We start from the raw sequence: 13,968 nt of genomic DNA on the forward strand, positions 1-13,968 counted from the left end.
TATCCGCTATAACCGGCCGTAAAACGTCATTCTGGCGCTTTCCGACAGCATGACATCCGGCTGCGCATTGTAGGCCAGCACCACCAGCATGCGCGTGGTGTCGCCTTCGGTCGGCGTCACCCGGTGCATGGCGTTGCGCCCGCGAAACAGCACCAAATCCCCCTCCTCAATCGCCAGCTGTTTGACCGCCCGCTCGCCGTCCAGCACCTGCGTGACCCCGGCATAGTTCATCTCGCCGCGATCGGCGTCGCGCAGGTTCTCCACGTATTCGAAACGGCCGCCCGCCTGCGGCTTCTGGATCAACAGCGTGATGGCGAACGAGGAGTTGTCAAAATGCCAGCCCAGCTCCTGACCGGTGTGGGCGTAATGCAGGTTGATCGACGACAGCCGATCGGCGTAGGGATACAGCTGCGCCTCATCCAACACCGCGCAGAGAAACTCGCGAAACGCCGGGGCATCGTACAGCGCACGCAGCGGCGACTGCGATGGGATATCCTCGTCGGTAATGCAGCCCTTGGATGACACCACCAGCCGGTTGCGCGCGTGGTCGGCCGGCAGCGCGTCGTCCTGCGGCCGTAGATACACGTTGTGTTTGCTGCTGGCGTAAAACGCCGCGTGGTGCTGTTCGGCGCCTTCCAGCCTTACCGTCGCCAGCGCGGCGGGGCGCAGAAATCCCGGCAGTACCAGCGCGCCGGCGCGCTCCAGCGTTTGCCTGCAACGGGCGCGGAATGCGGCGTCGTCGATGGGATGGGCGGGCAGATCGATAATATCGGCAAGTTGCGGCATGACGTTCCCCTCGTGTGCGATAGCCGGATGCCTCTCACTGTAGCGAATGGCGCATTGCCGCCATAACAAAAATACGTTATGGATAAGCTAACGAATTCTTAGCGATAGTCCTGCCCATGCCCCCACCGTCCCGTGCACGCCTGCCCAAGCTGAGCGCCATTCTGGCGTTCGAAACCGCCGCTCGCACCGGCAGCCTGGCCCGTGCGGCGGATGCGCTGGCGCTGACCGCCGCCGCCGTCAGCCAGCAAATCCGCCAGCTCGAACAGCATCTGGGCATCACGCTGTTCATTCGCGCCAAAAGCGGCGTCACGCTGACCGAACAGGGCGCGGACTACCTGGCCTACGTTCAGGAGGCGTTCGAAACGCTGCGCGTGGCGCAGCAGCACGTCGAACGCCAGCGCGGCAAACAGGCGCTGACGGTGTTCGCGTTGCCGGCGTTGGCCTCCAAGTGGCTGAACCCGGCGCTGGGCGATTGGCTGGCGCAGTGCCCCGACGGCGATCTGCGGCTGCACGCCACCCATGCGGCGGTCGATTTCGCCCATTCGGCGGCGGACTTCGCCCTGTGCTTCGGCGATCAGGATTACCCGCTGCTGGAAAAGGTGCAGCTGTTTCAGGATCGGGTGCAGCCGGTGTGCAGCCCGGCGCTGCGCGAGTGCGGCGACTGGACGCAGCTGCCGCTGATCCACGTCGACTGGGGCAAGGAGAGCCAGTTTTTGCCGGGCTGGCACGAGTGGTTCACCGCCGCCGATCGGCCGCCGCCGCCGCGGCGCGGGCTAACCTATAACCTGACGTCACTGGCCATCGACGCCGCCGTGCAAGGGCGCGGGGTGCTACTCGGCCAGCGGCGGCTGATCGCCCGTGAACTGGCGGAAGGCCAGCTGGTCACCCTGGCCGAACCGGCGCTGCCGCTCAGCAAACCCTACTACGTAGTTTACCCGCCGCGCACGCTGGAAAAACCCGGCGCAGCGGCGTTTCTGGCCTGGTTGCAAACCCTCGTATCTACAGACCAAACCTGAACCCCGGCGGCGATGTTTGCTGGCGTCAGGCACAACCCTGAACGCTTAAGCCTCTCACCTCAGCCTGTTAATTTATCTCTGCCGACCGGGATCGCGAACCGATTCCCCCTTCGGCCACAATGCCATTTCCCTATGCCGCCGCCCCTGCAATCGCCATATTGCATCGGCCTCTTATTGTCCAAAACGAGGGCTATTCCATGATTTCATTAAATGATTACGCCAACCTGCGCAGCTATGCCGGTAGCGAGACCGCGGTGATGCTCGAAAACCGCTACCATCACGGCGTATTTACCCGAGACGATGCGGATACCACCAGCCAGGACAACGGCGTCACCCTGCTCGTCGACGCGCAAAACCGTCGCTGGAAGCGCATCATCAATGACGGCGATTACTGCATCGATTGGTGGCACCTGCCGGGCGATGAACTGGATTACTCGCTGACCATTACCCGCGCGTGCAACTTCTTGCAGGTCAAAGGCGAAGAGTGGTGGCAGTTGCCTATCCCAACGACCCCGGCGGGGATTACTCTGGTTGGCCCCGGCGGCGTTCGCTCTTGTAAAACCACCGCCAACCTGAAGCTGTGGAAAAACGCCGTCGATTTTAAGGGCACCATTCTGGACTTCAGCGGCGCCACCAACATCGAGTGCGTACGCGTGCAATATTCGCTGGGAGCGCCGGCGATTTATAACCTGCGCATCGTGGGTGCCCCTGGCGCGGCGGCCAACCTGCGCGGCCTGTGCGTCTACAGCGATGCCTCAAACATGCACGGCCTGCCGGCCTGCCAACTGCTGGTGCAAAACGTCTGGCTGACCAACCTGTATAAAGGCATTGTCTTTGGCAATAACGCCTATATTCAGAGCTGGCACAGCATCATGGTGCGCGGCTGTTTCTGGCCGATCTGGTCTGAAACCACCGCTAACGCCGGCGAAAAAATCGTCTTCTACAAATGCCTGTTCGGCGACAGCAGAAACTATTATCAGGGGGTACATGCCCTGGCCTTCCGCGATTGTTCGTTCGACTACAGCGGCTTTAGCAATGAAACCGAACAGTTGGCCAATACCGACTATGGTTTGTTCGACCTTAAAGGCGGCACGCTGGACTTCAAAAATTGCCACTTCGAGTGGGGCAACGCCAATTGCCGCAACTACCGGCCGGTCTTTACCAGCAACAACGGCGGTACGGTAAAAATCAAAGACAGCCAATGGCACAGCGTGATGACCAACAACACCGATGCCGGCAGCAGCGTGCCCTACCAATACGTCGAGTATTTCTTCTTCGATAAGTCCAGCGATCTGAGCGGAAAATGCTATATCGACGGTTTCGATCTGGTGAACGCAGACATTAAAAAAGGCTGGTCCAACAACCACATCGAGATGAAAAAGATCGTCGCACCCGGTTACGTCAACATGTGGCGCCTGCTCTATCTGGGCGATGGCGTCAACCATCTGCCGGAGCCGAGCTGGAAAGAAAGCGGCGCGCTGGCGTTGAATAACGTCTACGCCTTCGGCGGCGCACGTCTCTCGCAAACGGCGACCGCCGATCTGGCGGTAACGCTGCAAAACGGCGTGCTGACCGCCACCACCAAAACGGCGACGACGGCGGACAAACGCGTCGAGATCTACTTCCCGATCGCGAAAAACGATCTGGTGCTGTGGCGTGCCACGTTGGCCAACCTGAAAGGCCAGAACAGCCTTGATGTCACCATCAGCACCTACCAAGGCAAATATGCCCTGAGCGGCGATGCCGGCGTCACCCCCCTGCTGGAAAAAGCCTGTCAGTGGGCCCGCACCGGCACGGTAACGCCGGCCGCGTCGGCAACGATGACCTCGGATCGCATTACCGCGCTCGACGTTGCCGAGTATTTGCCGCTGCCTGAGGGCTACGTCAATTACGCCCGCATCGCCATCGTGCTGAAAAACTTTACCGGCAGCGCCGCTCAGCCCACCTCGGTGGACATCACCCAACTGCTGTGTCAAAAGATCGATATCGTCTCACGCAACCCACATAAATCCTGGTAACCACACAGGCCCCGCAAGGGGTCTGTTTGCCATTAACGCGCGGTATAACCGCCGTCGATACTGTAGAACGCGCCGGTGGTGAAACTGCTGTCGTCCGAGAGCAGGAAGGCCACCGTTTTCGCCACCTCTTCCCGCGTCGCCATTCTGCCCATCGGGTGCGAAGCGGCCATCTGCGCCCGCGCCGACGCCGGCAGTGCCCCCATCGCCGGCGTATCCACATAGCCCGGCCCGACGGCGTTGACGCGTACGCCGCGCGTGGCGAATTCCAGCGCCGCCGAGCGCGTCAGGCCCAGCACGCCATGTTTGGCGGCGGTATAGGGCGCGATCCCGGCAATGCCTACCACGCCGTTGGCGGAAGAGAGGTTCACCACCGCCCCGCCGCCGCCGGCGACGATCGCCGGCAGGCCGTACTTCATGCCGAAAAACGTGCCGCTCAGGCAGGTGGCGATCACCTCATGCCAATCGTCGACCGCGTACCGATCGATACCCACCTCGTGCGGGCCGGTGATCCCGGCGTTGTTGACCAGCAGATGCAGCGCGCCGCAGCACCGCACTATCTCTTCAATACCCTGCTGCACCGACTGCGCATCGCGCACGTCCATCCGCAACGTCATCACCCGTCGGCCGTCGGGATCGAGCCGCGCGGCGGCGGCGGCGAGAGGCGCCGCGTGGCGGCCGGTCATCACCACCGTGGCTCCGCGCCGAAACAGCTCGGCGGCGATCGCTTCACCGATGCCGGTGGAAGCGCCGGTCACCAGCGCCACCCGATGTTTGAAATCTTGCATAGCCGTTCTCCTGCAATGTTGAACTCCGGGGAACAGGCTAGCGCCGACCAGTGACAGTTTGCGGCAGCAGCGACAGCGCAGCACGTAATGCGCTCACAAAAGCCGCAAAGCCCGCTATTTTATGCCTACTTTTTCTCATGCGAGACACCCTGTGGATACCCAACGCTACCTGCAGCATATCGGCTTTACCGGCGCCGCCCGCCCTGACCTCCCCACGTTGCAACAGCTGCACCATCGCCACATGCTGAGCGTCCCGTTCGAGAACCTGAGCATTATTTATCATCAGGGTATTCAGCTGGCGCCGGAGGCGCTGTTCAGCAAGGTGGTCGAGCGTAACCGCGGCGGTTTCTGTTATGAGCTGAACACGCTGTTCGCCCTGCTGCTGCGGGAGCTCGGCTTCAAAGTGAGCTTCATCTCCGGCGAGATCCGCGCGCGCGACGGCCATTTCGGCCCGCGCTACGACCATCTGGCGCTGCGGGTGGATCTGGCGGGCCAGGCCTGGCTGGTGGACGTCGGTTTCGGCGATTCCTTCCTGACGCCGCTGAAGATCGTCGTCGCCGAGCCGCAACCGCAGGCCAGCGGCACCTTCCACCTGGAGCGGGAAGGCGAGTATTACCTGCTGGAGCGCCGCAACGGCGACCAGCGTTCGCATGCCAAAACGCTGTATCGCTTTACCGTTCAGCCGCGCGAATTGCATGAGTTCTACGAGATGTGCCACTTCCACAGCACCTCGCCGCAATCGCACTTCACCCAACGCCTGGTATGTTCACGGCCGACGGACCACGGCCGGGTCACCCTCAGCGACATGAAGCTGATCGTGACCGAAGATCACCAGCGCCACGAAACGACGTTGCATTCGGAAGAGGAACGCCGCGCCGCGCTGTGGCAGCATTTCGCCATCGATTTGGATCGTTGACGGCGCCGGCGGCGCCCTTTTATTACGATTCTGTTACACCGATTGCATAACCGCGCTTGGCTGATTGCCAGCACCGCGGCGGCAGGCATCATAGGGCCATGATTCGGCAACAGAGTGCGAAAAATGATCCGTGTGATACTGGTGGATGACCATGTGGTGGTGCGCTCCGGCTTTGCGCAGTTGCTCAGCCTCGAGGACGATCTCGACGTGGTGGGGCAATACAGCAGCGCGGCGGCGGCCTGGCCGGCATTGCTGCGCGACGACGTCAGCGTCGCGGTGATGGACATCGCCATGCCGGATGAAAACGGCCTGAGCCTGTTGAAACGCCTGCGGGCGCAGAAGCCGCAGTTCCGCGCGATCATCCTCAGCATCTATGACTCCCCCACCTTCGTGCAGAGCGCGCTGGACGCCGGCGCCAGCGGCTATCTGACCAAACGCTGCGGGCCGGAAGAGCTGGTGCAGGCGGTGCGTTCCGTTGATATGGGCGGCCATTACCTGTGTGCCGACGCGCTGCGGGCGCTGCGTGGCGGCGAGCAGCCGGCCACGGCGCTGGAAGGGCTGACCCCGCGCGAGCGCGAAATTTTCGATCTGCTGGTCAGAGGCGACAGCGTAAAGGAGATCGCTTTCAAGCTCGAGCTCAGTCATAAAACGGTGCATGTACATCGCGCCAACGTCCTGGGCAAGCTGCAGTGCAACAGCACCATCGAGCTGGTGCATTTCGCCCTCGATCATCAGCTGCTGGCGGGGCATTGATGGCACCGCGCTTCCGGCCCTGGGTTATCTCGCTGTTTATCCTGTTGGCCTGGGGCAGCGGCTGGCTGGCGCTGTGGACGCTCGGTTTCTATCTGACCCACAACGGCAATCAGGCGGCGCTGTTTCTGCCGCACGGCGTCTATCTCGCGCTGCTGATCCTGCTGGCGCGCCGCTATTGGCCCGCCTTGTTGGTACCTCCGGTGCTGCTGCTGCTCTGGCTGCACGGCGAGCGCCTGCTGAGCGGCTACGGTCTGCTGGCCGCGCCGTTTATCACCCTGCTTCCGGCTGCGGTCGCGCAACGATTCTGGCGCCGTTTTCCGCTCTACTGGCAGCGGCTGACGCTGCTGCTGGCCACCGTAACCGCCGCCTCGCTGCTCAATACCGCCCTGCTTTCGCCTTTCGCGCACAGCCCGGCGATGCTGCTCGGCCTGGCGTCGTTTACCGGCGGCGTCTTGCTGACCCCGTTCGTCTACCTGATCTTTGAATTTCTGCGCCAGCAGCACCGTTACCACCTGCTGGGGCTGGACACCACCAACCCGCCGCTGCGCGCGTCCTTAATCATCTGGTGCAGCCTGTTTTTCGTTATCGGCATCGGCACCCAGATGGTGCTGTCGCCGAAAATCGAACGCCTGCTGCTGATCGTGGTGTTCTTGCCGAACGTGGTGATGGCGTGGAAGTTCGGTTGGCAGGGCGGCGTGCTGTCCGGCCTGCTCGGCAGCATGATGATCACCCTCGCCCGGCAGGTCGGCGTGGGGTTCGGCAATCTGGTCGAGCTGGAAATCTTTCTGGCGACGCAGGCGCTGCTCGGTATCGGCCTGGGCATCGCCATCAGCCGCCAGCAGCACCTGGCGCAAAACCTGCACCACTATCGCCGACGCCTGGAAGAAGAGCTGGCGGCACGGCGGGCGCTGACCGAAAAACTGATCCACACCGAAGAAGACACGCGGAAAAACCTGGCGCGCGAGCTGCACGATGAAATCGGCCAGAACATCACCGCGATTCAAATCCAGTCGCAGCTGGTCAAACGGGCGCACGATCCGGCGCAAACCCAGGCCGCCGCGCACCAGATAAGCGAGCTCGCCCGGCGCATTCATCACTCCACGCGCCAGCTGCTGCGCCAGCTTCGCCCGCCCGCGCTGGACGAGCTGGCGTTCAAAGACGCGCTTCACCACCTGCTGAGCGAATTCGCCTTTAGCGAACGGGGCATCCGCTGCCGTTTCGACTACCGACTCATCGACACGCCCGCCGGCGAGACGGTGCGCTTCACCCTCTACCGGCTGCTGCAAGAGCTGCTCAACAACGTGTGCAAACACGCCGAAGCCAGCGAAGTCGCCATCGTCTTGTATCAACAGGGGGCGCTTTTGCACCTCGAGGTGTGGGACAACGGCATCGGCATCCGTGCGGACAAGGTGCCCGGCTTCGGCATTCAGGGGATGCGCGAACGGGTCAGCGCACTCGGCGGCGAACTGACGCTGGAAACGCAGCGCGGTACCCGGGTAATTGTTAACCTGCCCACAAATTTGCAACAAACCGCCGACTAACTAGGAAAAAGTCTTAGCCACTCCGGACTTTCTCTCATCCCCTTTCCCTTTCACCTTCTTATAGTCACCACCAGGGAGGCGGCTATGCAGGCACGCTCGGCATCTGAAATCGATCATCGTTACCGCGCGCTGCGCCCGCGACTGCTGCTGTACATGGTCATCGGGTACGCCGCCTTTTACCTGACGCGCAAAAGCGTGAATTACGTGTTGCCGGCGCTGCAAACGGATTTGGGGCTGGACAAAGGGGACATCGGCCTGCTCGGCTCGCTGTTTTACCTGAGCTACGGCCTGTCGAAATTCGCCGCCGGATTGTGGCACGACGGCCATGGGCAGCGCAGGTTTATGGGGATCGGCCTGTTCGCCACCGGTTTGCTGAACGTGGCGTTCGCCTTCGGCGAATCGCTGACGCTGCTGCTGGCGGTCTGGGCGCTGAACGGCTTCTTTCAGGGCTGGGGCTGGCCGCCCTGCGCGCGGCTGCTGACCCATTGGTATTCACGCAACGAACGCGGCTTCTGGTGGGGCTGCTGGAATATGTCGATCAACCTCGGCGGCGCGATCGTGCCGTTGATCAGTGCCTTCGCCGCCCAGCGCTGGGGCTGGCAGGCGGCGATGTTGATCCCGGGCGCCGTCAGCATGGTGCTGGGCATCTGGCTCACGCGGCGGCTGACAGGCACGCCGCAGGAAGAAGGCCTGCCGTCGGTCGGCCAGTGGCGCCACGATCCGCTGGAGCTGCGCCAGGAACAGCACAGCCCGCCGATGGGGCTGTGGCAGATGTTGCGCACCACGATGCTGAAGAACCCGATGATCTGGCTGCTCGGCGTCTCTTACGTGCTGGTCTACCTGATCCGCATCGCGTTGAACGACTGGGGCAATCTCTGGTTGACGGAAAGCCACGGCGCCAACCTGCTTAGCGCTAACGCGACGGTGATGCTGTTCGAGATAGGCGGCCTGCTCGGCGCACTGTTCGCCGGCTGGGGCTCGGATGTGCTGTTCGGCGGGCAGCGCGCGCCGATGATTTTGCTGTTCACGCTCGGGCTGATGGTTTCCGTCGCCGCGCTGTGGCTGGCGCCGGTGCATCACTACGCGCTGCTGGCGGGCTGTTTCTTTACGGTGGGCTTTTTTGTCTTCGGCCCACAGATGCTGATTGGCCTCGCCGCCGTGGAATGCGGGCACAAAGGCGCCGCGGGCTCCATCACCGGCTTTCTCGGCCTGTTCGCCTATCTGGGGGCAGCGCTGGCGGGCTGGCCGCTGTCGCAGGTCATCGAAGGCTACGGCTGGTCAGGCATGTTCAGTTTGCTGTCGATCGCCGCCGTTCTTATGGGTTTATTGCTGATGCCGCTGCTGATGGCGAGCGTTACCACCTCTACCGAGAGAAGGATAAAACAATGAAAAAAACGTGGGTCACTACCCTGATAGCGTCCGGCATCGCGCTGGCCACGCTGAGCGGCGCCGCGCACGCCAAGGGCCGCCTGGTGGTTTACTGCAGCGCCACCAATGAAATGTGCGAAGCGGAGACCAAAGCCTTCGGCGAGAAATATGACGTGAAAACCTCGTTCATCCGCAACGGCTCCGGCAGCACGCTGGCAAAAGTGGACGCCGAGAAGAAAAACCCGCAGGCGGACGTCTGGTACGGCGGCACGCTCGATCCGCAATCCCAGGCCGGTGAAATGGGGCTGCTGCAACCGTACAAATCGCCCAACCTCGAACAAGTCATGACGCAATTCCGCGATCCAGCCAAGCTGAAAGGCAACTACTCCTCGGCGGTCTACGTCGGCATTCTCGGCTTTGGGGTCAATACCCAGCGCCTGAAAGAGAAAAACCTGCCGGTGCCCAAGTGCTGGAAAGACCTGACCAAACCGGAATACAAAGGCGAGATTCAAATCGCCGATCCGCAAAGTTCCGGCACCGCCTACACCGCGCTGGCGACCTTTGCCCAACTGTGGGGGGACGATCAGGCGTTCGATTACCTCAAGCAGCTGAACGCCAACGTTTCGCAGTACACCAAGTCCGGCATTGCCCCGGCGCGCAACGCCGCCCGCGGTGAAACGGCGATCGGCATCGGTTTCCTGCATGACTACTCGCTCGAAAAAGAACAGGGCGCGCCGCTTGAGCTGATCTCGCCTTGTGAAGGCACCGGCTACGAAATCGGCGGCGTCAGCATCCTCAAAGGCGCGCGCAACCTCGATAACGCCAAACTGTTCGTGGACTGGGTGCTGTCGAAAGAGGCGCAGGAGCTGGCGTGGAAGAAAGGCAAATCCTATCAGATCCTGACCAACACCACCGCCGATACCTCGCCGAACTCGCTGAAGCTCGACGATCTGAAACTGATCAACTACGACATGGACAAGTACGGCTCGACCGAGGTCCGCAAGGCGCTGATCAATAAATGGGTCAGCGAAGTCAAGATGGGTAAATAAACCCACATTCTGCGCCTGTTGCCGGGTAAGCCTCATGCCTTACCCGGCCTGAACATCCGGGAAACTTATGTCACATACACATGCACTCCATCTCGTGAAAAAACGAGATGCGATATTCCTTTGGGTTTTGCTTGGCTGGCTGGCGTTCGCCCTGCTGCCGAGCTGGAGCCTGGATTACGGCCTGCTGGAATCCACCGGCGATGAAATCCTCGCGGCCTACGGCTGGTCACACCGCAATATCAGCTGGCTTTGGTGCCTGCTGCCGAGCCTGCTGCTGCTGCGTCCTTACGCTGCGGCGGGCCGTGAGCAGCGGCGCCGCCACGCGTTCGATGCCGGCTGGGCACTGCTGTGCATGGCCTTTATCGTCGTCAGCGCCACGGTGGCAGGACGCGGTTTAGGCTACGCCCCCCTGGTGCAATTGACCGCGCTGGGCGCCATCATGACGCTGGCGCTGACCCGCCTCGACTGGCTGGGTGGCGACCGTTTCGTTATCGGTGCGCTGGTCACCATCGTGGCGCTGATCGGCGTCTTCATCGTCTGGCCGAGCATCGCGATTTTCATTCCGATGTTCACCGACCAGACGGGGGCATTCGCGCCGCTGGCGTTTATGAACGTGCTGTCGCAGGCGCATATCGTTCAGGTGATCCTCAACTCCATCGCCCTGTCGATCGCGGTCGGCGCCGGCTGCACCTTCTTCGGCCTGGTGCTGGCGATTTACACCACCCGCATCGCCAAGCGCAGCGCCATTATCGGCCGCATCTTCTCCATCCTGCCCATCGTCACGCCGCCGTTCGTCGTCGGCCTGGGCGTCACGCTGATGATGGGGCGTTCCGGCTACGTCACCGAGTGGATGGTGGCCTGGTTCGGCCTGACCAACACCAACTGGCTGTACGGCTTTACCGGCATCTGGCTGGCGCAGGTGCTGGCGTTCACGCCGATGGCCTTCATGATCCTCGACGGCGCGATCAAGACCATTCATCCTTCGCTGGAAGAGGCCTCCTACACCCTGCGCGCCAGCCGTTGGCAAACCTTTAACGGCGTGTTCGTGCCGCTGCTGAAACCGGCGCTGGCCAACGCGTTTCTGATCGTGGTGGTGCAATCGCTGGCCGACTTCAGCAACCCGCTGGTGCTCGGTGGCAACTTCGACGTGCTGGCGACGCAAATTTATTTCTACATCACCGGCTCGCAGCTCGACTATCAGGCCGCCAGCACCCTCGGCGTCTTCCTGCTGCTGTTCTCGCTGCTGGTGTTCTGCATCCAGTACCTGTGGATCGGCAAGCGTTCCTACGTCACCGTGTCCGGCAAATCCTACCGCGGCGACGTACAGCCGCTACCGGTCACACTGGTATGGGGCGTGATCGCGCTGCTGGCGGTGTGGGTAGCCTTTAATGCCCTGCTTTACGGCAGCATTTTCTACGGCAGCTTCACCGTCAACTGGGGAGTGGACTACACGCTGACGCTGGATAACTTCATCAAGCTGTTCGGCCAGGGCATGAGCGACGGCGCGTGGCCTTCGCTGCTCGACACGCTGCTGTACGCCGGGATCGCCGCGCCGATCACCGCCGCGTTCGGTCTGCTGATCGCCTGGATCGTGGTGCGTCAGCAGTTCAAGGGCAAAAAGACCATCGAGTTCACCACCATGCTGTGCTTTGCGGTGCCGGGCACCGTGGCGGGCGTCTCTTACATTCTCGCCTTCAACAGCGCGCCGGTGTACCTCACCGGGACGGCCGCCATCGTGATTATCTCGATGGTGATGCGCAACGTGCCGGTAGGCATTCGCGCCGGGATCGCCGGGCTGGGCCAGATAGACAAATCGCTGGACGAAGCCTCGCTCAGCCTGCGCGCCGGCTCGCTGCGCACCATCACGCACATCCTGCTGCCGCTGCTGCGCCCGGCGATCCTGTCGGCGCTGATCTACAGCTTCGTGCGCGCCATCACTACCGTCAGCGCCATCGTCTTCCTGGTCACCCCCGATACCCGCGTGGCCACCGCCTACATCCTCAACCGCGTGGAGGACGGCGAATACGGCGTAGCGATCGCCTACGGTTCAATTCTGATCGTGGTGATGCTGGCGATTATTTTCCTCTTTGACTGGCTGATCGGCGAGGCACGCATCTCCCGTTCAAAAGCCAAAAACCAGGCGTAATGGAGCCCATGATGAGCCAGAAAAATTTCGTTGAACTGCGCAACGTCTCCAAACGGTTCGGCAGCAACACGGTGATCGATAACATCACGCTCACCATCCCACGGGGGCAAATGGTGACGCTGCTCGGCCCTTCCGGCTGCGGCAAGACCACCATTTTGCGCCTGGTCGCCGGGCTGGAAAAGCCGAGTGACGGGCAGATATTCATTGATGGTGAAGACGTGACCCATCGTTCCATCCAGCAGCGTGACATCTGCATGGTGTTTCAGTCTTATGCCCTGTTCCCGCATATGTCGCTGGGAGAAAACGTCGGCTATGGGCTGAAGATGCTCGGCATTCCGCGCGCCGAAGTGAAAGCGCGCGTGCAGGAAGCGCTGGCGATGGTGGATCTGGCGGGGTTCGACGATCGCTATGTCGATCAGATCTCCGGCGGCCAACAGCAGCGCGTGGCGCTGGCGCGCGCGCTGATCCTCAAGCCGAAAGTGCTGCTGTTCGACGAGCCGTTGAGCAACCTCGACGCCAACCTGCGCCGCAGCATGCGCGAAAAGATCCGCGAGCTGCAAAAGCAGTTTGATATCACTTCGCTGTACGTCACCCACGATCAGAGCGAGGCTTTCGCGGTCTCAGACACCGTACTGGTGATGAACAAAGGGCATATCATGCAGATGGGTTCGCCGCAGGATCTCTATCGGCAGCCCGCTTCGCGCTTTATGGCGAGCTTTATGGGGGACGCCAACCTGTTCCCGGCCGGCTTCAGCGCCGATTATGTCGATATCAGCGGCTATCGCCTGCCGCGTCCCGCCCACTTTGCCACCCAAGGCGCCGGCACGGTGGGCGTGCGGCCGGAAGCGATCACGCTGAGCGAGCACGGCGAGGAAAGCCAGCGCTGCGTGATCCAACATGTCGCCTACATGGGGCCGCAGTATGAAGTGACGGTGGCATGGCACGGGCAGCAGATTTTGCTGCAGGTTAACGCCACTCGCCTGCAGCCGAACGTCGGCGAGCAGTATTATCTGGAAATACACCCCTACGGCATGTTTATGCTGGCGGACGCGGCATAATAAGCATCACCCTTAAGCGTTAGAATAACGGTCATTCCGCATGGAATGGCCGTTAATAATCGCCAAAAATACCGTATTTATCTATTTTTACAATTCTACCCAAGTCCTTGTTCAGCCGAAAAATAAATATAACCGCATTCATTAAAAAATAACCTCCAAGGCCACCCAGGGTGATTTTTTTATTTAGATAGGGTAAGCTTGATCCCGCAGTCGAAATTATTTAACGGCCAACTCAAGGAGAAATTCATGAGCAACAATGCAAACGCACAGGCGCAGCTGGATAATTTACGTAACGTCGCTTCCCAGCTGAAGGAAATGCGCCACTATGCGCAGGCGAATACCGAGACGCTCTCCGCACACTGGCTGGCCTTCGATCAGGGTGAATGCAAAAATAAGGCGTTCGCCGAAGCCATTAACGACCTGTTGAATAAACAGGGTGCCTGCCTGGAAGGGCTGGAAAAAACCATTCAGGATATCGAGATAGAATTAAATCGTCTCGACAAAGCTGCCTGATAATACCGATTTAAATAAA

The 13,968-nt window shown here is 61.2% G+C and carries 12 protein-coding genes; 10 read left to right on the forward strand and 2 right to left on the reverse strand.

The window, feature by feature from the left end; translation table 11 throughout:
• Positions 1-6 precede the first annotated feature (6 nt).
• On the reverse strand, positions 7-786 hold the full coding sequence (locus tag FUU19_RS08390; protein WP_197832972.1) for a HalD/BesD family halogenase: 780 nt from the start codon (positions 784-786) through the stop codon (positions 7-9).
• 116 nt (positions 787-902) lie between these two features.
• Between FUU19_RS08390 and FUU19_RS08395 the strand changes: the two genes are divergently transcribed.
• Both FUU19_RS08395 and FUU19_RS08400 read left to right on the forward strand, forming a co-directional pair.
• Positions 903-1,802, forward strand: a complete 900-nt coding sequence (locus tag FUU19_RS08395) for a LysR substrate-binding domain-containing protein (protein WP_197832973.1) — start codon at positions 903-905, stop codon at positions 1,800-1,802.
• A gap of 197 nt (positions 1,803-1,999) precedes the next feature.
• Entirely contained in the window at positions 2,000-3,820 is a 1,821-nt protein-coding gene (locus tag FUU19_RS08400; protein WP_202669113.1) for a hypothetical protein, read from the forward strand.
• Between the two features lie 32 nt (positions 3,821-3,852).
• Here the strand turns inward: FUU19_RS08400 and FUU19_RS08405 are convergent, their stop codons facing one another.
• The gene (locus FUU19_RS08405) at positions 3,853-4,605 is read right to left on the reverse strand and encodes an SDR family NAD(P)-dependent oxidoreductase (RefSeq protein WP_230490149.1); all 753 of its coding nucleotides are present in this window, start codon (positions 4,603-4,605) and stop codon (positions 3,853-3,855) included.
• Positions 4,606-4,756: 151 nt separating this feature from the next.
• On the opposite strand from FUU19_RS08405, the gene FUU19_RS08410 reads away from it, so the two are divergent.
• The 8 genes from FUU19_RS08410 (at position 4,757) to FUU19_RS08445 (ending at position 13,949) form a co-directional block, all read left to right on the forward strand.
• Positions 4,757-5,521, forward strand: a complete 765-nt coding sequence (locus FUU19_RS08410) for an arylamine N-acetyltransferase family protein (RefSeq protein ID WP_230490148.1) — start codon at positions 4,757-4,759, stop codon at positions 5,519-5,521.
• A gap of 123 nt (positions 5,522-5,644) precedes the next feature.
• Complete coding sequence (locus FUU19_RS08415; RefSeq protein WP_141970276.1) at positions 5,645-6,274, forward strand: response regulator transcription factor; 630 nt, start codon at positions 5,645-5,647, stop codon at positions 6,272-6,274.
• On the forward strand, positions 6,274-7,815 hold the full coding sequence (locus FUU19_RS08420; RefSeq protein ID WP_230490147.1) for an MASE1 domain-containing sensor histidine kinase: 1,542 nt from the start codon (positions 6,274-6,276) through the stop codon (positions 7,813-7,815). The genes FUU19_RS08415 and FUU19_RS08420 overlap by 1 nt, the downstream gene beginning before the upstream one ends.
• A 60-nt stretch (positions 7,816-7,875) precedes the next feature.
• Positions 7,876-9,204, forward strand: a complete 1,329-nt coding sequence (uhpC, locus tag FUU19_RS08425; protein WP_337925280.1) for an MFS transporter family glucose-6-phosphate receptor UhpC — start codon at positions 7,876-7,878, stop codon at positions 9,202-9,204.
• Entirely contained in the window at positions 9,201-10,232 is a 1,032-nt protein-coding gene (locus FUU19_RS08430) for an ABC transporter substrate-binding protein (protein WP_016928667.1), read from the forward strand. Before uhpC ends, FUU19_RS08430 begins: the two co-directional genes overlap by 4 nt.
• A 67-nt stretch (positions 10,233-10,299) precedes the next feature.
• Positions 10,300-12,378 carry an ABC transporter permease gene (locus FUU19_RS08435; protein ID WP_202669109.1) on the forward strand — a complete coding sequence of 693 codons (2,079 nt, stop codon included), beginning with the start codon at positions 10,300-10,302 and terminating at the stop codon, positions 12,376-12,378.
• A gap of 11 nt (positions 12,379-12,389) precedes the next feature.
• Positions 12,390-13,436, forward strand: a complete 1,047-nt coding sequence (gene fbpC / locus FUU19_RS08440) for a ferric ABC transporter ATP-binding protein (protein ID WP_230490146.1) — start codon at positions 12,390-12,392, stop codon at positions 13,434-13,436.
• 246 nt (positions 13,437-13,682) lie between these two features.
• A complete protein-coding gene (locus FUU19_RS08445) occupies positions 13,683-13,949 on the forward strand; it encodes a hypothetical protein (protein ID WP_004939738.1) in 267 nt (88 codons plus the stop codon).
• Positions 13,950-13,968 lie beyond the last annotated feature (19 nt).

It is taken from the genome of Serratia montpellierensis (assembly GCF_020858655.1).
In the GTDB taxonomy this organism is placed as follows: domain Bacteria; phylum Pseudomonadota; class Gammaproteobacteria; order Enterobacterales; family Enterobacteriaceae; genus Serratia; species Serratia montpellierensis.

What these genes read in the sequence shown, in the direction of transcription:
- FUU19_RS08390 (WP_197832972.1), bottom strand. Translation starts at nt 786, where the DNA reads ATGCCGCAACTTGCCGATATTATCGATCTGCCCGCCCATCCCATCGAC.
- FUU19_RS08395 (WP_197832973.1), top strand. Translation starts at nt 903, where the DNA reads ATGCCCCCACCGTCCCGTGCACGCCTGCCCAAGCTGAGCGCCATTCTG.
- FUU19_RS08400 (WP_202669113.1), top strand. Translation starts at nt 2,000, where the DNA reads ATGATTTCATTAAATGATTACGCCAACCTGCGCAGCTATGCCGGTAGC.
- FUU19_RS08405 (WP_230490149.1), bottom strand. Translation starts at nt 4,605, where the DNA reads ATGCAAGATTTCAAACATCGGGTGGCGCTGGTGACCGGCGCTTCCACC.
- FUU19_RS08415 (WP_141970276.1), top strand. Translation starts at nt 5,645, where the DNA reads ATGATCCGTGTGATACTGGTGGATGACCATGTGGTGGTGCGCTCCGGC.
- FUU19_RS08420 (WP_230490147.1), top strand. Translation starts at nt 6,274, where the DNA reads ATGGCACCGCGCTTCCGGCCCTGGGTTATCTCGCTGTTTATCCTGTTG.
- FUU19_RS08430 (WP_016928667.1), top strand. Translation starts at nt 9,201, where the DNA reads ATGAAAAAAACGTGGGTCACTACCCTGATAGCGTCCGGCATCGCGCTG.
- FUU19_RS08435 (WP_202669109.1), top strand. Translation starts at nt 10,300, where the DNA reads ATGTCACATACACATGCACTCCATCTCGTGAAAAAACGAGATGCGATA.
- fbpC (WP_230490146.1), top strand. Translation starts at nt 12,390, where the DNA reads ATGAGCCAGAAAAATTTCGTTGAACTGCGCAACGTCTCCAAACGGTTC.
- FUU19_RS08445 (WP_004939738.1), top strand. Translation starts at nt 13,683, where the DNA reads ATGAGCAACAATGCAAACGCACAGGCGCAGCTGGATAATTTACGTAAC.